Annotated in this window: 18 protein-coding genes; 4 read left to right on the top strand and 14 right to left on the bottom strand. The window is 70.0% G+C overall.

Annotated elements, in window-relative coordinates:
• Window positions 1-45: 45 nt before the first annotated feature.
• The 12 genes from ACIPTO_RS10190 to ACIPTO_RS10135 form a co-directional block, all read right to left on the bottom strand.
• Window positions 46-540 carry an SRPBCC family protein gene (locus ACIPTO_RS10190; protein WP_401190634.1) on the bottom strand — a complete coding sequence of 165 codons (495 nt, stop codon included), beginning with the start codon at window positions 538-540 and terminating at the stop codon, window positions 46-48.
• On the bottom strand, window positions 537-1,553 hold the full coding sequence (locus ACIPTO_RS10185) for a hypothetical protein (RefSeq protein ID WP_401190632.1): 1,017 nt from the start codon (window positions 1,551-1,553) through the stop codon (window positions 537-539). Before ACIPTO_RS10185 ends, ACIPTO_RS10190 begins: the two co-directional genes overlap by 4 nt.
• A gap of 136 nt (window positions 1,554-1,689) precedes the next feature.
• Window positions 1,690-3,099, bottom strand: a complete 1,410-nt coding sequence (locus ACIPTO_RS10180; protein WP_401190630.1) for a cytochrome P450 — start codon at window positions 3,097-3,099, stop codon at window positions 1,690-1,692.
• Window positions 3,100-3,109: 10 nt separating this feature from the next.
• On the bottom strand, window positions 3,110-3,790 hold the full coding sequence (locus tag ACIPTO_RS10175) for a class I SAM-dependent methyltransferase (RefSeq protein WP_401190628.1): 681 nt from the start codon (window positions 3,788-3,790) through the stop codon (window positions 3,110-3,112).
• 88 nt (window positions 3,791-3,878) lie between these two features.
• The gene (locus ACIPTO_RS10170; protein ID WP_401190626.1) at window positions 3,879-5,234 is read right to left on the bottom strand and encodes an NAD(P)/FAD-dependent oxidoreductase; all 1,356 of its coding nucleotides are present in this window, start codon (window positions 5,232-5,234) and stop codon (window positions 3,879-3,881) included.
• Window positions 5,231-5,788 (bottom strand): flavin reductase family protein, encoded by a 558-nt coding sequence (locus tag ACIPTO_RS10165; protein WP_366315888.1) that lies wholly within the window; start codon window positions 5,786-5,788, stop codon window positions 5,231-5,233. The genes ACIPTO_RS10170 and ACIPTO_RS10165 overlap by 4 nt, the downstream gene beginning before the upstream one ends.
• Complete coding sequence (locus ACIPTO_RS10160) at window positions 5,781-6,248, bottom strand: type II toxin-antitoxin system RatA family toxin (protein WP_401190623.1); 468 nt, start codon at window positions 6,246-6,248, stop codon at window positions 5,781-5,783. Before ACIPTO_RS10160 ends, ACIPTO_RS10165 begins: the two co-directional genes overlap by 8 nt.
• Window positions 6,249-6,259: 11 nt before the next feature.
• On the bottom strand, window positions 6,260-7,630 hold the full coding sequence (locus ACIPTO_RS10155; RefSeq protein ID WP_401190621.1) for an aspartate aminotransferase family protein: 1,371 nt from the start codon (window positions 7,628-7,630) through the stop codon (window positions 6,260-6,262).
• Complete coding sequence (locus tag ACIPTO_RS10150; RefSeq protein ID WP_401190619.1) at window positions 7,627-8,742, bottom strand: SDR family oxidoreductase; 1,116 nt, start codon at window positions 8,740-8,742, stop codon at window positions 7,627-7,629. Before ACIPTO_RS10150 ends, ACIPTO_RS10155 begins: the two co-directional genes overlap by 4 nt.
• A gap of 154 nt (window positions 8,743-8,896) precedes the next feature.
• On the bottom strand, window positions 8,897-10,027 hold the full coding sequence (locus ACIPTO_RS10145) for an acyl-CoA dehydrogenase (RefSeq protein ID WP_401190617.1): 1,131 nt from the start codon (window positions 10,025-10,027) through the stop codon (window positions 8,897-8,899).
• A gap of 244 nt (window positions 10,028-10,271) precedes the next feature.
• Complete coding sequence (locus tag ACIPTO_RS10140; protein ID WP_401190615.1) at window positions 10,272-11,243, bottom strand: bifunctional lysylphosphatidylglycerol flippase/synthetase MprF; 972 nt, start codon at window positions 11,241-11,243, stop codon at window positions 10,272-10,274.
• Window positions 11,227-11,721 (bottom strand): hypothetical protein, encoded by a 495-nt coding sequence (locus tag ACIPTO_RS10135; protein WP_401190613.1) that lies wholly within the window; start codon window positions 11,719-11,721, stop codon window positions 11,227-11,229. The genes ACIPTO_RS10140 and ACIPTO_RS10135 overlap by 17 nt, the downstream gene beginning before the upstream one ends.
• 795 nt (window positions 11,722-12,516) lie before the next feature.
• Between ACIPTO_RS10135 and ACIPTO_RS10130 the strand changes: the two genes are divergently transcribed.
• The 4 genes from ACIPTO_RS10130 (at window position 12,517) to ACIPTO_RS10115 (ending at window position 15,427) form a co-directional block, all read left to right on the top strand.
• The gene (locus ACIPTO_RS10130) at window positions 12,517-12,783 is read left to right on the top strand and encodes a hypothetical protein (protein ID WP_401190611.1); all 267 of its coding nucleotides are present in this window, start codon (window positions 12,517-12,519) and stop codon (window positions 12,781-12,783) included.
• Window positions 12,780-13,172: a PIN domain-containing protein gene (locus ACIPTO_RS10125; protein ID WP_401190609.1), complete on the top strand. Its 393-nt coding sequence runs from the start codon at window positions 12,780-12,782 to the stop codon at window positions 13,170-13,172. The genes ACIPTO_RS10130 and ACIPTO_RS10125 overlap by 4 nt, the downstream gene beginning before the upstream one ends.
• Before the next feature lie 210 nt (window positions 13,173-13,382).
• Window positions 13,383-14,798 carry an AAA family ATPase gene (locus ACIPTO_RS10120; RefSeq protein ID WP_401190607.1) on the top strand — a complete coding sequence of 472 codons (1,416 nt, stop codon included), beginning with the start codon at window positions 13,383-13,385 and terminating at the stop codon, window positions 14,796-14,798.
• Complete coding sequence (locus tag ACIPTO_RS10115) at window positions 14,795-15,427, top strand: hypothetical protein (protein WP_401190605.1); 633 nt, start codon at window positions 14,795-14,797, stop codon at window positions 15,425-15,427. The genes ACIPTO_RS10120 and ACIPTO_RS10115 overlap by 4 nt, the downstream gene beginning before the upstream one ends.
• A gap of 341 nt (window positions 15,428-15,768) precedes the next feature.
• Here the strand turns inward: ACIPTO_RS10115 and ACIPTO_RS10110 are convergent, their stop codons facing one another.
• Together ACIPTO_RS10110 and ACIPTO_RS10105 are read right to left on the bottom strand one after the other, a co-directional pair.
• A complete protein-coding gene (locus tag ACIPTO_RS10110; protein ID WP_401190603.1) occupies window positions 15,769-16,047 on the bottom strand; it encodes a tyrosine-type recombinase/integrase in 279 nt (92 codons plus the stop codon).
• 56 nt (window positions 16,048-16,103) lie between these two features.
• Window positions 16,104-16,898 carry a hypothetical protein gene (locus tag ACIPTO_RS10105; protein WP_401190601.1) on the bottom strand — a complete coding sequence of 265 codons (795 nt, stop codon included), beginning with the start codon at window positions 16,896-16,898 and terminating at the stop codon, window positions 16,104-16,106.
• Window positions 16,899-16,980 lie beyond the last annotated feature (82 nt).

Below are 16,980 nucleotides of genomic sequence, written 5' to 3'. Positions count from 1 at the left end.
CTCCCTCCCTGCCCCTCCCTGCCCCTCCCCACGTCCGTCCCGGTCTCAGCCACCGCCCTCCAGCGCCTCCCGAAGCGCGGCCAGTGTCGCGCGCATCGTCGCGCGGTTGCGTTCGCGGCGCCGGACCACACCGGTGACCGCCGGGCTGACGGCGGTGAGCAGTCCGCCGGCGACCGGCGAGCGCAGGTCGAGCCACTCCTCCGTGATCTCGCATCCGCCGGGCACCTCCCTGAAGCGGTACGTCCACCGGGACAGGGCGACGCCCAGGAAGCGGACCTCGAAGGCGAAGCAGCGTGCCGGCCGGGCGGCGACCACCGTGCACAGGGTCGCCCAGGGCAGCCAGGAGGCGCGGTTGAGCCCCACGAAGCGGGTGCCGACGCGCACGGGTCCCGGGCCGCCGCCCAGCACCCGGACGCCCCGGACCTCCGGACTCCACCGCTCCATGCGCGTCACGTCCGCCACGGCGGCGTAGGCGATGTCCGCCGGCACCCGGACCGTGACGCGTTCGCCGAGCGGGGCCGGGTCCCGGTCCCTCCTCACGCGCGGATGGTGATGCCGTGCTCACGGTCGTCCGTGAGGATCTCCATCAGGGCGCGGTCGTCGGTCCTGAGCGCGGTGCGCCTGCCGGTGACCCGGTTGGCGATCTCGACCGTGCAGGAGCCGATCTTGGTGTTGAGGCAGTGTTTGATCCCGCCGGGCGGGTTGTAGTAGTTGAGGCCCACGAACCGTTCCTCGGGGGCGGTCATCCGGCCGCGGATGTCGACGGTGCCGTCGGACGTGGCGAAGTCCCAGTAGAAGTAGCCGAAGTCGGCCTTGGCGGTGAGCGCCTGGCGCAGGGACACGAGCGAGTACTCGCGGTCGTCGTGGCGCAGGACGAGGAAGGTGACCTGCGGGATGTGCACGGGGCCGAGTTTGGCGCGGGCCGTGACGACCTCCAGGAAGCTGTCGGGCTCCCCGTCGAAACCGGCGACCTGGCCGAAGGCGTAGTGGTCGGTGTGCCGGCTGCCCCAGTTGTGGTTCTGGCTGCCGGTCCAGCCGTCGATGCCGATCTCCTCGCCGTTGACGTCGAGGCTGCCGCTGTACCGGGCGAGCGGTGTCCCGACGAGGCTCTTGGCCTTGGGGAAGCCGCCGGTGTACATCCGCGGCGGCAGCAGGAACAGCGGCCGCTGGCCCCCGGTGTACGTCAGGTCCCAGCCGATCCGGCCGTCCGGTCCCCGCGCCTCGCCCTGGAGACGGCCCGGTTCGAGCACGCGGTCGCCGACCCGGGCGCCGAACGAGTCGGCGCTGAAGTGGCAGTCCGCGATGGGGTGTTCCTCCTTGGCGACCACGTGCCGTCCGGTCACCCCGTCGAACCAGATCGCCCAGAGTTCGCCGATCGCCGCCTCGGGCATGCCGGCGGGGCTGAACACGGTGTACCGGATCCAGAAGGCGCGGGGTTCGGTGGGGTGGTTGCCCCGCTGGTAGAAGCTCTCGTAGTGGCCGGCCCGCCGGCCCGGCCGGTAGCGGGTCCGGTTGATGTGCTTGGGGTCGAGGAGCGAGGTGTCGGCGTTCATGAGGTCCGTTCTCCCGGCCGCGGTCGGCTCCGGCGCGGGGGTCGTGTGCGGTGGGGTCGTACACGGTGGGATGGTGTGCGGCGGGATGGCGTGCGGCGGGATGGCGTGCGGCGGCAGGATCGTGTCCGGGGGCGGTCTACCGGGCATGGGCGGGCCGGGCGGCCGAGGGCGTCCGCCGATGCATCGTCATCAGCATTCCGTACCGCGGCCGCAGGGTGATGGTGGCGTGGTTCACCACCCGGTGAGAGGGAACATGGCGGAACTCCCAGCGGCGCACCAGGGCGCACAGCAGCAGATGCGCCTCCATCAGCGCGAAGTGCTTCCCGATGCACAGGTGCGGCCCGGCGCCGAACGGCAGATAGGCGAAGCGGTGGCGCCCCTTGCCGGACTCCGGCAGGAAGCGGTCCGGGTCGAAGCGCTCGGGGTCCGGCCAGTGCCGGGGGTCGCGGTGGATGTCGTAGAGATTCACCAGGACGCGTGACCCGGCCGGCACCCGGTAGCCGCCGAGTTCGGTGTCCCGCCGCGCGAGCCGGGGCAGGATCGGCGCCGACGGGTAGAGGCGGAGCGCCTCCTCGAAGACGCGCAGGGTGTACGGCATCTCCGCCAGGTCGTCGGGGGTGGGCAGGCCGTCGCCCAGGACGCCGTCGACCTCGCGCTGGACCCGCTCCAGGACCTCGCGATGCCGGGAGAGCAGGTAGAAGGCCCAGGTGAGGGTGATCGCGGTGGTCTCGTGGCCAGCGGCGAAGGTGGTGATCACCTCGTCCCGCAGCTCCCGGTCGGTCATGCCCCGGCCGGTGTCGGCGTCGCGGGCGGCCAGCAGCATGTCGAGGAGGTCCCCGCCGCCGGTGGGGGCGTCGGGCCGCCGGCGGTCCGCGATGATCCGGTGGATGAGGTCGTCGAGTCCCCGCATGACCTCGTGGAAGCGGCGGTTGCGCGGGGTCGGCCAGGACGTGGGCGGGCTCAGCGGGTTCTGCAGCCGGTCGAAGGCGTAGTTGACGGCGACGTCCACCGCGTCCGGGCCGAGCCCGGCCAGGGTGTGGCTGACATCGGTGCTGAACATGCAGCGGCTGACGATGTCGAGGGTGACCCGCATCATCTCCGTGTGCAGGTCCACCACCGCGCCCGTCCGGTAGCGGTCGGCCATGTGCGCGATCTGCTCGGCCGCCGAGACGCCCATCGTCGCGAACATGCCCGCGAGGGCCTGCTTGGTGTAGATCGGCTGCATCATCCGCCGGTTGCGCAGCCAGCTCTCGTGGTCGTCGCTGGTCAGCAGGCCCTCGCCGAGGACGAGCCGGAGCGGGTTGTCCGGCCCGAGTTTCCCGAACCGGTCGCTGTCGGTCAGCACCTCGGCGGCCAGCTCCGGGCTGGTCACGCCGTGCACGGTCACCGGGCCGAGCCGGTAGCGGACCAGGTCACCGTGGGCGGTGCGCCCCCGGCGCATGGCCTGGAGGATGTCGCGCCGGAAGTCCAGCACACTGCCCAGCAACGGCAGTCCGGCCGCCCTGGGTGCGTCCGGCACCGCGCCGATGCGCGCCGCGTCGGTCATCGCCCCGCCCTCACTTCCGCGCCAGCGCGCAGACCCAGCCCAGCGAACGGCGCGGCTCCGACACGAACCGCGCGTCCTTGAACCCGGCCTTGGTGAGCCGGTCCACCAGGTCGTCCCCGGAGAGGATGTGCAGCCCCGCGCGCTCCGAGCGTTCCGTGAAGCGCCGGCCGAAGAACCGCTGGACGAGGGACGGATCGTCGGCGGCCTCCCGGCTCATCTCCAGCGTGATCGCCAGCTGACCGCCCGGCTTCAGCACCCGGTGGGCCTCGGCGAGTCCGCCCATCGGATCCGGCCAGAAGTAGAAGGTCTCGATCGCGCAGACCTGGTCGAACGAGCCTTCCTCGTACGGCAGTTGGGCGCAGTCCCCGTGCCGGACCTCGACCCGGCCGCGGGCGATGGCCGGCAGATTGCGCCGTGCCGCCTGCTCGACCATCTCCATCGAGAGGTCGACCCCGGCGGTGAACCCCTGCGCGGCCCGCCGCGACAGCAGCTTCACCGCCATGCCGCCGCCGCAGCCGACGTCCAGCACGCGGTCCCGGCCGCGCACGTCCATGTGCTCGATCGTCCACTCGGTGAGACTCCGGTGCTGCACCGCCATCAGGTTCCCGAAGAACCGCCCGGCTCGCCCGGTCGGCCTGCGGAAGTTGTCCTCCATGAGTTCCAGCGGCCTTGCCAGCAGGGTGCCGATCATTGCTGTTCCTCTCTTTTGGTCCCTGTGGGTTCTGTGGGCCCCGCGTCCGTGCGTCGCCGGGGGAATCGGCCGAGCGGCCCGCGGCTCCTCACTGCCGGGGTCCGAGTGCGGGCCCGGCCGCGCGGCGGGCGGTGCGGTCCAGTGCCGCAAGGTGGGCCCGCAGCAGCGGCCGGGCCGGTCCCGACACCGGCAGCCGGGGTGCCCGGGAGCGGTGCCAGGGCAGCGGTTCGGGTGTGTCCGCGTCGCCCAGCAGCGAGGCGGCGAGGCTGGAGCCGTGTGCCACGGACATCGCGAGGCCGTGCCCGTTGCAGCCGCCCGCGTACCAGACACCGGGTCGCCCCCGGACGGGCCCCACCACGGGCAGACCGTCGGCCGTCACCGCGATCCCGCCCGCCCAGCGATGGGTGACCTCCACCCCGGCCAGCGCCGGATGCAGCGCCCGCAGCCACTGCTCCAGCCGGTGGAACGCGAAGACCCGCAGCACGGCTCTGCGGCGGGGCCCGACCCCGTCCGGGCAGAGGGCGGTACCGCCCCCGACCACCAGTCGGCCGTCGGGGGTGAGCCGGAAGTACGGGGCGAGCGGTACGGCGTCGACCACCGCGAGACCGCCGTGCCCGAGGAGTGCCCGCGCCTCGTGACCCAGCGGTTCGGTCGCCACCGCGTGCACCTCCAGCCCGAGCACCGTGCCCACCGGCAGGCCGAGCCCGGCCGCCCCGGCGTTCACCGCGAGCACGGCCTTCGGCGCCCTCACCGTGCCCTGCGGGAACAGCAGTCGGGGCCACCGCCCGTCCGTGCCGCGCACCTCCAGCAGCGGGCTGCCGCCGTGCAGCCGTACGCCCTTCGCGACGCAGGCGCTCGCCAGCGCCGCCGTCAGCGCGGCCGGATCGAGGGTGGCCGTCTGCCGGTGGAGCAGGCCCGCGTGGTACGGCACGTCGACCCGGCACCGGATGTCGGCGGCGCACAGGACGGGCACCTCCAGGTCCAGGGCGCGGTAGGCGGCGGCCTGCCGCGCCAGGGAAGCGAGCCCGGCGCGGGAACGGGCCGCGACGATCTGCTCCCCGTCCGCGCAGGGCACGCCGAGCCGGTCGCACAGGTCCACGACCTGCCGTACCGCCTCGACACTCGCCCGGTGTATCCGGCGGGCGACGACGGGCCCGTACCGCCGCACCGCCCGGTCGACCGGCGGCCCCACCCGGGGTCCCAGCAGCCCGGTGCCCCGCCCGCTGGCACCCGCCGCGGGCCGCCGCGCGTCCACCACCACGATGTCCAGGGAGGGCTGACGTTCCGCCAGGTGATAGGCCGTGGACAGGCCTACGAGTCCCGCGCCGACCACCGCCACATCGGCGTCGATCCCGCCGTGGACCGGGGGGAGCGGGTCCGCGGCGCCGGTCCCGGCCGGGTCTCCGGCGTCCCAGCAGGGCGTGCCCGGTGCGAACAGGGTCACCGGGGCGCTCCTTCCCCGGCCCCTGACAGCGACCCGAACCTCCGGTCGTGCCAGAGCAGCGGCCGGCCCGCCGCCACCCGCACGGCGGCCACGCGGCCCACGACGGCGCTGTGGTCGCCGTAGCGGCGGATGTCCTCGACCAGGCAGACCGACCAGGCGAGCGCGTCGCCGAAGACGGGGGCGCCCAGCACGGGACGGAGGGGGACCTCACGGAACCGTTCGGCGGGCGGGGCGGCCGGGTCGGCGAAGCGGGTGGCCCGCGCGACCTGGCTGTCCCGGAGCAGGTTGACCGCGAAGACGCCCTGGCCGCCGATCGCCGAGAGGGTGGGTGAACCGTTGCGCAGACAGGCGAGGAGGAGGGGCGGCCGGGCCGACAGGGAGGTGAGGGAGGAGACGGTCATCCCGGTGGGGCCGGTCCCGCCCCGGGTGGTGACCACGGTGACGCCGGAGGCGAGTTTCGCGTACAGACGCAGGCAGTGCTCGGTGTCAGGGCCCGGCTCGTCCCGCAGCTGTTCGCCGGGGTCCCGCGTCCGGGCCGGGGCGAGGTCAGCCATGCGCGGCGGGTGCGAGGCCGGCCGGTGACACCGTGCCGAGCAGACCCTGGAGGATCTGCTCGATGTTGGTGCGCAGCGTCGACTCGGCGACCGGGTCGAGGATCTCCGCCAGCGTGGGGATCCCCAGGTCGAACGCGGCCCGGAAGGTGACGGTGGTGCCGTCCGGGTGCGGCTCGCAGGCCCAACTCCCCTCGAAGGTCTCGAAGTCACCGCTGAGCTGCTCGAACGCGATGGAGCGCGTGGCCGGCGAGAAGGTGTCGCGTTCCGTCCAGCGCATCAGCCCGTCGCGGAAGGCGACGGTCCACGCGGAGACGACGGAACCGTCCGCCCGCGGCGGCTGCACCTCCACCGCGCGGACGGTCGTGGTGAGTTCGGGATACCGGCCGAAGTCGCTGATCCTCCGGTAGGCGTGCTCGGGGTCGATGCCGGGTGCTGTCATCCGGACTGTCACATGGCGCATGGGGTTCGTCCTTACTGACGGGGGGCTGTGGCGAGGCGGGTGTGCACGGCGCGCAGGGCTTCGGCGAGGGCGTCGAGGAAGAACCGGGTCTCGTCGGCGTCGGCGACCGCCGGGGGTGTCAGCCGCAGCACGCGCGTGGAGTTGAGGGAGTGGTTGACCAGGACGCCACGGCTCACCAGCTCCAGCAGCGTCTCGCCGACCGCCTGTGCCCGGGTGAACTCGACGCCGATCAGCAGTCCCCTGCCGCGGACCTCGCGCACCAGACGGTCCCGGTAGGGGGCACAGACCTCCGCCACCCCCGCGAGCAGTTCCCGCCCGAGCGCGGCGGCCCGGTCCACGATGTCCTCGCGGTCGATCGTCTCCACCGCCGCCAGCGCCGCCGCACACGCGATCGGCGAGGCGCCGAAGGTGGAGGTGTGGAGGTAGGGGTCACGGGAGAACGGCTCGTAGGCGTCCCTGGTGGCCACCATCGCGGCGACCGGTACGACCCCGCCGCTCAGCCCCTTCCCCACGAGGAGGACATCGGGCACCACACCCTCGGCGTCCACACCCCACCAGGTGCCCAGCCGGCCGAGCCCGGTCTGCACCTCGTCCACGATCAGGAACGCCCCGTACACCCGGCACAGCTCGGCCGCCTCCGCGAGATACCCGGCCGGCGGGATCCGCACCCCGCCCTCGCCCTGCACCGGCTCGAGGATCACGCAGGCCCGGTCCCGACGCTCGCGAAGTGCCGTGTCCAGCCCGGCCAGGTCCCCGTGGGCGACCTGCGCGGTGTCCGGCAGCAACGGCTCGAACGCCTGCTGGTAAAGGGAGTTGGCGGTGACGCTGAGCGCCCCCAGGGTCTTCCCGTGATACCCGGACACGGTGGTCACCAGCGCGCTGCGCCCATGGGCGCGGGCCAGTTTCAGCCCCGCCTCGGTCGCCTCCGCACCGGAGTTGACGAAGTGGACCTGGTCGAGACCCGCCGGGGTGTGCGCGGCCAGCGCGGCGGCGGCCCGCGCGGCGACGGGCTCCAGGAACACCCGGGTCGCCAGCGGATGCGCGTCCAACTGCCGCCGCACCGCGTCGAGTACGGCCGGATGCCGGTGCCCCAGGATGAAGACGCCGTATCCCCCGAAGTCCAGATACCGGCGCCCGTCATCGGTGTGCACCCAGGCTCCCTCGGAACGGACCTCCGCCATTCCGCCGAGCACGGCGCCCATCACGGCACGGCCGGTACCGAGGTGACGGCGGTAGAGCTGGGCCGTGGTGGGTGGGGTGGGGGCGGCCGTCTCTGGGGTGGTGGGGGCGGTCGTCCCTGGCATGGTGGGGGCGGTCGTCTGCGCGGTGGTGGGACCGGCCGCCGCCGCGGGTGGGTGAGCCGCCGTCTCCACCTCCGTCATGACGCCAGCTCCGCCGGAGTCCGGGCCGGCCCCGACCGCCGCAGGCCGCCCCGGCCGGTGGCCCAGCACTCCACGTTGCGGGTCAGCGCCGAGCGGATCGCCGCGCGGGTGGGGGCCGTACCGCAGTGGGATGTGCCCAGGTCGGAGGCGAAGGGCAGTTCGCGCTGGAAGACGAGCAGGAGTTCGGCGTAGTCCTGGAGCCGGCGTCGTACCAGGGCGGGGAAGGACGGGCCCTCCAGGAGCGGCAGCAGCAATCGGTGCACGGCTTCCACGGGGATCAGCCGTGGCGGGTGCGGGCGTTCGCCGTGGCGGCCGGCGAACTCCAGGCAGATGTCCACGACTTCACGCTGCAGGATCGCCTCCCGTCCTGCGGTGAGCCAGTACTCGCCGTGGGCGGCCCCGGACCTGACCAGGTCGCCCACCGCACGGGCCACCACGTCCTGCGGCACCATGTCGATCCGGGTCCCGGGCGAACCCGGCAGCACCGGGACCTGACCCTTGACGATCCCTCCCAGCGCCCGGGTCAGACCCTGCACGCGCGCGATCCGGCCGGTGGACGAGTCCCCCATGACCAGCGACGGGCGCAGGATCACCCCCGGGGCGTCGGCTGCCCGTACGGCTTCCTCCGCGGCCGACTTGGAGGCGAGGTAGGCCGCCGCTCCGGGAAAGCGTTCCCGCTCCTCGGGCGCGAGCGGGTTCGCGACGAAGGCGGTGCTCATGTAGAAGAAGGGCGCGTCGGCGCGGGCCGCCAGGTCGAGCATCGAGCGGGTGCCGTCCAGGTTGGTGCGCCAGATGTCGGCCGGGGCGAGACGCCAGTTGGTGGCCGCGGCGGAGTGCACGACCACGTCCACCTCGGCGGCGAGGTCCCGCCGCCGGGCCGCGGAGAGCCCCAGACCGGGTGCGTTCAGATCAGCGGTCACCTCCCGTACCCGGGGGTCGTCCAGCGGTGCGCGGTGACGCAGGCAGATCAGGTCGTAGTCGTCGCAGAGCTCGTCGACGAGGGCCTGCCCCAGTACGCCTGCGGCACCCGTGAGGAGCAGGCGGGGACGGGGGCGGGAGGGAAGGGGCGGGGCGGTGGGATCGGTGGTGCCGGTGGGGGGTTGTAACGGCATGGTTCGGAAACTCCCGTCGGATGGGGGGTGTTGGGAAGGGCGGTGTCGGGGTGGGAGGTGGGTCGGCCGATCAGGGTCAGTCGTGCCGGGTGCCTGGTGGGTCGGGTGCCTGGTGGGTCGGGTGTCGGGTGTCGGGTCAGGCAGGTCAGGCAGGTCAGGCGACGGTGAGGGGGCCGTCGGCCAGGTGGGCCGCCAGTGGGCCGGTCATCCTGGACCGTGCGGGCGGGTGCAGGGAGAGCCCGTTGGCGCAGGCCGCGAGGTGTCCGACCTCGTCCGAGCTCATGAAGTTGAGGCCGCCGAGCAGTTCCACCGCCCGGGGAACGATCCGGGCCAGGGCGTCCTGGACGCAGTACCGCACATACAGGGAGTCGGCGAGCGTCGACTCGTCCGGGCAGCCCTCGTCGAGCCGGCGGGCGACACCCTCCGCGGCGGCCATCGCCCCCTCGGCCTCCACCAGCAGCCGCACCCGCTCCGCCTCGGGCACCCGCTCGTTGCGCAGCACCCGTTCCACCAGCGCGGCGGCGGCCCCGAGGTAGCTCCCCGTCATCAGCAGCTCGAACCAGACCAGGCCCGCGGTCTGCAGTGCGTCCAGGCGCCCGTCCAAGCCGGAGGTACGCACCAGCAGTTCCGGCGGTACGAGCACATCGGTGAGTGTGACCTGATCGCTCTCCGCCCCCGAGAGAAAGGAGCTGGACCAGAACCCGCTGACGCTCACCCCCTCGCTCTCGGCGGGCACCAACGCCACCGCCACCTCGTCGCACGCCCCCCGCTCACCGGGCACCAGGACACTGGCGGTGAGCAGGTCCATCGACCGGGCGAGGCTGCACGGCCGCTTCACCCCGCTGATCCGCACCCCGTCGGGTCCCACCGTGGCGGTCATCGACGGCGAGAGGATGCCGGCCCCCGGCCGCCCCTCGGCGAACCCGGAGGCCACCAGGCGGTTGCCGGAGGCCACCGCTTCGACGAGCATCCACTCCAGTCCCTCGCCGTCGGTGACCAGGCCGACCAGGGTGGCCATGGAGAAGTGGTGCATCGTCGTCGCCACGGCAAGAGACGGCGACCTGCTCCCCAGCGCACGCTGCACCCGCAGGGCGTCCAGCGCGGTGGCCCCCTTCCCCTTGCAGGAGACCGGCACCAGGAGCCCGGGCCCACCGCTGTCGCGGAAGAGCCCGATACCCGGACTGCGCGGACTCTCCAACTCCATGAGCGGCACCGCCCGCAGACTCTCGTCGAGCCCCGGCAGCATGTTCGTCAGTACGGCGCGTTCGCGCTCCAGAAACCTCATGTGCTCCCCTGCTCCGGGACGACCCGGTCGCGCTGGACCCCGCCCGGCGGACGGGATGACGGTGGCGGGACTGACGGGACTGACGGGACTGACGGGACTGACGGGATGGACGGGATGGACGGGACGGACGGGATTACGGTGGCGGGATCGAAGGGATGACCGCCCGCTCACCACCCCGCCACCCCGCCACCCCGCCGGTCACCCCCACGCCGACCCCCGCCCCGACCCCATCCCTGGCCTCGCCCTACACCGCCCGCGTAACCCGCAGCAGCTGCCACACCGCCGCGAGCCCGGGCCTCCCGTGAAAGGCGATGTACTCGGGCAACACCACGTGGGGCGCCCACTTCCGCTTGTACTCGAGCTGCGCCGCGGCCGGATAGATCCGCTCACCGTGCCGGGCAAGCGCCCGCACGCACCGCGTGAAAGCCCGGCTCGCACACGGCAGTTCGTGCTCGTCGGAGAGACCGGTGAAGGGTGTGAACCCGAAGTGCAGCCACCCCGCGCCGTCGGCGGACATCCGCTCCATCGCGGTCGCGTTCAACGCCTCCATCACCCCGGGCGGAGCGTCCGGAGAACGCCGGCTGAGGTCGTGCAGCCAGCCCGGCCGGCTGCCGAACACCGGCGAGTAACTGATGTACCCGACGGCCGTCCCGCCGATCCGCCCCACGAACAACCGCCGGTGTTCGGCAGCCGGCCCGGTCCGCTCGCCCACCAGGAACCGCAGTTCCTTCGCACCGCCCTTGCCCCGCAGCCAGGCCCGGTCGATCAGATCCAGCTCGTCCCGCACCTCGTCGTCGACCGCGGAGGGCGCCTCGACCACCTCGACACCGGCGCGCCGAGCCCTGGATATCTTGTTCCGCAGCCGTACGAAGGCCGATCCGCGCAGCGTGAACCGGCCCAGGTCCACGGCGTACGACGCCCCGAGCTGGTTCACCGTGAACCCGTGCGCCGCGTACAACTCGGCGTCCGCCCGCTGCAGTTGTACGGCGACCAGCCGCCCCGGCCCGGCCTGCGCAGCGAAGGCGTCCAGCAGGCCCGCCCGTTGCTCCTCCGCGGCGAAGGGCCCCGCGAACTGCAGCAGGTGCCGCCCCGACCGCCGATAGACGCAGGTGCCGTCGAACCGTGGGTCCCGGAAGTACTCATTGCCCTGGTTGAGGGCGAGAAAAGAACTCGGATTGTCACTGTGCCGGACCAGGGTCTCAAAGACGGACGGCATCGGCACCCCTCCGGGAATCACCGGAACCAACTCCGACAGAATTCAGATAAACCCGCTCGAATTCACCGTACGCCGGATGCCGATGCGGTTCGAAAAGCACCCCGAACGGCTTGAGGGAATTCCCGAACAGGGCGCGGTCCCCCAGCAGATGCAGAGGAAGAGCGAGCAACGCCCACTCCGGCTCCACCAGCACCGCCCACGCCCCGGCGACGACACCCCAGGTCACCAGGCTGTGCATGGTGTTGTACGCCACGAAGTACCAGCGCGAGATCAGCCCGTCCGGACTCCGCCGAAAAGCCAGCGCGCCGGGCAGATAACCGATCGCGTCGATGACGACAAAGAGGGAGACGAACACTCCCCACCGGATCTCCGAGAAATGCCGCACACCCAGCACGACACAGACGACCAGACCGCCGAACCATTCCATGCGCAGCAGCAGGAAGGTGGCTCGCGTCTCGAATCTGTTCTTTGCATCCATGTGCCCTCCGCCCTTCACCCTTGTTTACGGGGGAAGCGACGGAAACCCTCACAGGAAAACAAATACAGAATTAATCACTCTTACGATAAACCCACGAGCCCGGAACCAGCTCCTGGTTCCGGGCTCGTGGGGCGAGGGTGCTCGATACGTCCGTGACGCGTTACACGTTGAAGCGGAACATTCAGTTCAGTGCTCCCAGCCGCGGAGACGTTCCTTCGAATGATCGCATCCAGCACCCTGGCCAGCCCCGTCGAGGCTCATCCAGCACGTCAAGCTGCGGCGACAGACTCCTCTGAGCCCTCGATCGGCGGGCGCATGGCGTTGAGGCGATAGGCATCAAGCCCTTGCCGTTCCGGCACGGGGCAAAGAAGGCTTCCTGCCCCACCCTCCGCCCCGCTGACCCGGTGAAGGCCACGGGCTCCCAGCATGACAGGTGGTTGTCAACCTCCTGCTCGACGAACGGAGCGGCCAGGATGCCCCGGTAGCCGCTCTCCGCCCGATGCTTGGGCGGCACGAAGACCGTGCGGCAGCCATCGCGGTGAACCTTGACGCTGACCCGCCAGCGGATCCTGACGAAGCCAGACCGTCGACAGTCGGCCGAGAAGGCCAGGGCCTCGGTGGGGTGCTGAACGGGACCCGTACACGACGGCAGGCAGACACGGAGCCGATACAGCCGAAACTGCGGGGCGATGCGTTCCGCGATCAGGTCGACCTCGTTCAGCATGGGAATCTCGCCCTCGTCCACCGCACGCAGGAACGTCCACACTAGAGGCCATACCACGGTATGGTTGATGTATGGCTACTAAGAAGGTGACTATCACTCTCGATGAAGCTCTGGTCGAAGCCCTGGCCGGAGCCGCCGAGGAAGAAGGCATCCCGCTCTCCCGCCTTGTCGCTGGGGCCGCCGAGCGTGAGTTGCGCCTGCGGGCCGGACGGGCCGTCATCCAGGAGTGGCAGGCAGAGAACGGCGCCTTCACCCCGGAAGAGCTCGCCGCCGCCCGCGCGGACCTGGCCGCCGCCGACGCCGAGTACCTCAGCAGTTCGGGAGCCTCGGCCGCGTGAACATCCCCTACCTGTACGACGCCGGGGTACTCATCGCCATCGACAACGACGACCGGCGCATGTGGGCCCGCCACAGCCTGGCTCTCGAAGACGGCCGCGACCTCCATGTCCCGTCCGTCGTCGTCAGCCAGGCATGGCGGGACTCCCGCCGCCAGGTCCGGCTCGGCAAGTTCCTCGCCGGGTGCCACGTGGTACCCGTCGGCCTCGAAACCGCCAAGGCCGCAGGCATCCTTTGCGGCAAGGCCGGCACCTCCGACATCGTCGACGCCACCGTCGTGACCATCGCAGCCAGCCTCGGTGCCATCATCTGGACCTCGGACCCGGACGACATCCGCGCCCTCATCGACGCCCAGGACATCAAACCGGCCCCTGTCATCCGCACCGTCTAGCAACCGATGGCCATGGACGACCGGTCCACAAGGCGGCCTTGATGTGGCCGAGGCGGCAACAACCGCGGCTACCTGATCGTATGGAGGCACCGCTAGCGGACAGTGCCTGCACGGTCGTCCAGCGGTCGTGGCCATCGCCGCACACGCGGGATAAGAACGTTCCCCGCCAGTAGGCTTGGCGAATCCGCCCGGCGAGCCCACGGAGACAGTATGCTGACCCGCCTCGAAGTCCACGGGTTCAAGAACCTCCTGAACCTGTCCATCGACTTCGGCCCCTTCACCTGCATCGCAGGGGCGAACGGCACTGGCAAGTCGAATGTTTTTGACGCCATCCAGTTCCTCTCCCTTCTTGCCGACCAGTCAATGATGGAAGCGGCCCAAGAGGTTCGGGGCGTACACGGGGAGCGCCACGGGGACCCCCGTGACCTTTTCTGGAAGGGCTTCGAGCCTGGCCGCCACCGGATGCGGTTCGCGGCAGAGATGATCGTCCCGCTCAATTCGCAAGACGACTTCGGCCGAGCTGCAAAGGCCACGACCACGTTTTTGCGATACGAGCTTGAAATTGGCTACCAAGAGCCATCCGGACTTGACCGTTTCGGCCGCCTCACCCTGCTCCACGAGACGCTGAGCCACATCACCAAGGGCAGGGCTCCCCGGCACCTCCTCTTCCCTCACAGCGCGAAGGAATTCCGCAACACCGTCATCCAAGGCCACCGCAGCGGCGCCCCTTTCATCTCAACCACGACGGAATCTGGCGAATCTGTCGTCAAAATCCACCAGGATGGGGGCAGCCGAGGTCAGCCCAAACCGGCCGCAGCCTCCCGGGCGCCCGCAACCGTCGTCTCCACTATCACCAGCAGCGATGACCCCACCATCCTCGCGGCTCGCCGCGAAATGCAGTCCTGGCGGCGGCTCGCTCTTGAGCCGTCTGCACTGCGCAGGTCCGACCGTTATGTCGACCCACAGGTGATGGGCGCCGACGGCTCCCATCTGCCCGCGACGCTCTTCCGCGTTGCCCACGACACGCCCGGCGCGGATGCCAGCCAGGTATACGCCAGAGTGGCCGGGCGCCTAACAGACCTGACCGGTATCCATATCCGCGATCTGGATGTCGATCAAGATGAGGTACGGCAGCTCCTCACAGTCAACGTGCGCGAGGTGGCCGGCATGACACTGCCCGCACGTAGCCTTTCTGAGGGCACCCTGCGCTTTCTCGCCTTGTGTGTCCTACTCGAAGACACATCCGTTCGCGGTCTGATCTGTATGGAGGAACCCGAGAACGGCATCCATCCCGCGAACCTCAACGCTATGGTCACCCTTGTCCAGGACCTTGCCGTCGATCCTACCGAGCAGCCTGGGACGGACAATCCTTTCCGTCAGGTGCTGATCAACACACACTCACCCGGGGTCGTACAACTCGTCAATCCTGAAGACCTCTTGTTCGCGGACACCGCGGTCCACAAGTCTGAGAACGGCTCCTTGAACCGAGCACTACGCCTGCGTCCACTCGCCGAGACCTGGCGAGCTACAAGGGCAGGCGGCGACTTTGTAACGAAAGCCGACGTTCTGCCGTATCTCACCACACCTGTGGGAGCGCAGCTCACGCTGGACTGGGGGACCGCGTGACCGCTCGCATTCTGTTCATCGGCGAGGGCAGCAGCGACAACGGCCTCGTACCACATATCGAATCCATTGCCGCACGCAAGGAACTCGACATCTCGATCACCGTGCCCGATTTCGGTCTGCTCCGACCAACGACCGGCCATTCCGTCCCGGACAAACTGCGAGCAGCCCGCACCCTGGGAGGGACCTACGACCTGGCGGTGGTGCAACGAGACGCTGACCGCGGTCCCGCTCAGGACCGCAAGGACGAGATCAAGGACGCAGTGCTTGCCGAGTGGCCCAGTCTCCAGCACGTCGCCGTGGTGCCAGTCCGCATGCTGGAAGCCTGGCTGCTTCTTGATGAGGCGTGCCTACGCCAGGTCGCCGAAAACCCGCGCGGCCGCGTCAGCCTTGACCTTCCCAAGGGAGCTGCGGCGGAAAGAATCGCCGACCCTAAACAACTGCTCAAGGACTCGCTCGCGCGGGCAAGCGAGTACAAAGGGCGCCGCCTCACCCAGTTCCAGAAGCGTTTCGCGCAGCACCGGTTGCGCATGCTCGAACTACTGGATCCCGAGGGACCAGTGACCTGCCTGCCATCGTGGCAGGAGTTCATCAAAGACCTCGACGACGCACTCGAAATTCTCAGCGAATGACCTAACGGGCGATTTGATGTCGACCCTGGAAATCTAGATAGGTACGGAATTTCGCATGTGCCGACAGGTGCCGCAACCGCGCCCATCAACCAGCACTCGAAGCGTCACCCACCTAAGCACCTTCAGACCCCAAAAAAGGGTCTACCTAAAAGGAAGACCCCTCATGGCCTGCGCTTTTCGAAATCGCAGAAAGCAGTTTATTTTCAATTAAACATTGAAGCGGAACCTGTAGTGCAGAGCTCCCACCTGCGCAAACGCGAGTTCTGCAGGGGGTATCCCAGCACCATCCCAGCACGGGCGTTCTATCCCAGCACCACGCAGGCCAGCCAGTCCTCGGACGCCTACACAGCTCGACCGCCGGCACTCGAGCCCGCCTCCTCTGACGGCAAGGACGTCAGGTCCGGGGGTACGGGCCGCATGGAGCGCTGCAAGATTTCTCGGCAGCGCTCCCACGCGCTGGGCAGCAGATGCCCGTAGATATCGACCGTCGTCTTGACCGAACGGTGCCCCAGCCAGCGTGACACCTCGTGGATCGGCACACCGTTGGCCAGGGCGGTGGAGGCGAAGAAGTGCCGCAGGCTACGAGGCGAGTACTTGGCCTTGCCGTCCAGATCGACCAAGCCGGCCAAGAGGCATGCCCTCTTAAACTGGTAGCCGTAGGACGCGATGGACGGCATCACCCCGGCGCCAGGCTGACGCGGAGCGAAGAAGCTCTCAAGTCGAATCCGCTTGCCCTTCTGCCCGGCAAAAACCACGGGCACCGGCTTCCACCTGCGGATATGAGCATCAATCTCCTGCTCGACGAACAGGGCGGTGGGGATATCTCGGCACTCCTCTCCAGCCGATGCTTCATGGGGACGAAGGGCGTCTCACAGTCCTCGCGGTGCGCCTTGGCACTGACCTGCCATCGGATCCTGACGAAGCCAGACCGCCTGCACTCGGTGGAGAAGGCCAGGGCCTCGCTGGGTCGCTGGCCGGTGCCGGACTGAAGGTAGACGGCGAGGCGGAACTGTGGCGTGATGTGCGCAGCGATGAGATCAACCTCAGCTGGCGTCGGCACTGCGTCCTCGTCCACCGCCACAGCATCCCTACGGGATACCCGGATGCCCCGGGCAGGATTCTCAGTGATGCGTTTATCGACGACGGCCGCTTCCATGATGGCGGCCACCATCACCATGCGGTCGTTCACTGTCGACGCAGCCAGCCCTGCACCGCCTCGGTAGATGTCCTTGACGAACCTCTCAAAGTCCCGCCGCGCCAACCCAGCCAGCGGCTTACGACCAAGACTCGGCACGAGATGGTTGCGAACGAACCCTTCGTAGTTACAACGGGTCGCCTCACCGATGACTCGTCGCTCAAGCCACTCCCCGGCCCAGACCGACAAGGGCACAGCGCTGCGAGCAGGATCGACGCGCACGCGAGTCTGCTTATCCTGCTCCACAGCGGCAGCGAAGGCGTCCGCACCGTCCAAGCCGACCCTCCGCGGAAACGACTTCTCCCGCTGCCGCCCCTGTCTGCCGCCCAACTCCCGATACCGCACGGTCCACGCATGG

It is taken from the genome of Streptomyces sp. NPDC090083 (assembly GCF_044747445.1).
Classification (GTDB): domain Bacteria; phylum Actinomycetota; class Actinomycetes; order Streptomycetales; family Streptomycetaceae; genus Streptomyces.
The sequence above is the reverse complement of the archived record's forward strand: the minus strand, read 5'-3'. Positions and strand labels throughout refer to the sequence as shown.

Bases quoted from the DNA above. Each gene is read 5' to 3' on its own strand.
- ACIPTO_RS10165 (WP_366315888.1), bottom strand. From the start codon at position 5,788: ATGGCTGACCTCGCCCCGGCCCGGACGCGGGACCCCGGCGAACAGCTG.
- ACIPTO_RS10155 (WP_401190621.1), bottom strand. From the start codon at position 7,630: ATGACGGAGGTGGAGACGGCGGCTCACCCACCCGCGGCGGCGGCCGGT.
- ACIPTO_RS10120 (WP_401190607.1), top strand. From the start codon at position 13,383: ATGCTGACCCGCCTCGAAGTCCACGGGTTCAAGAACCTCCTGAACCTG.
- ACIPTO_RS10185 (WP_401190632.1), bottom strand. From the start codon at position 1,553: ATGAACGCCGACACCTCGCTCCTCGACCCCAAGCACATCAACCGGACC.
- ACIPTO_RS10175 (WP_401190628.1), bottom strand. From the start codon at position 3,790: ATGATCGGCACCCTGCTGGCAAGGCCGCTGGAACTCATGGAGGACAAC.
- ACIPTO_RS10145 (WP_401190617.1), bottom strand. From the start codon at position 10,027: ATGAGGTTTCTGGAGCGCGAACGCGCCGTACTGACGAACATGCTGCCG.
- ACIPTO_RS10140 (WP_401190615.1), bottom strand. From the start codon at position 11,243: ATGCCGTCCGTCTTTGAGACCCTGGTCCGGCACAGTGACAATCCGAGT.
- ACIPTO_RS10160 (WP_401190623.1), bottom strand. From the start codon at position 6,248: ATGCGCCATGTGACAGTCCGGATGACAGCACCCGGCATCGACCCCGAG.
- ACIPTO_RS10130 (WP_401190611.1), top strand. From the start codon at position 12,517: ATGGCTACTAAGAAGGTGACTATCACTCTCGATGAAGCTCTGGTCGAA.
- ACIPTO_RS10150 (WP_401190619.1), bottom strand. From the start codon at position 8,742: ATGCCGTTACAACCCCCCACCGGCACCACCGATCCCACCGCCCCGCCC.
- ACIPTO_RS10180 (WP_401190630.1), bottom strand. From the start codon at position 3,099: ATGACCGACGCGGCGCGCATCGGCGCGGTGCCGGACGCACCCAGGGCG.
- ACIPTO_RS10135 (WP_401190613.1), bottom strand. From the start codon at position 11,721: ATGGATGCAAAGAACAGATTCGAGACGCGAGCCACCTTCCTGCTGCTG.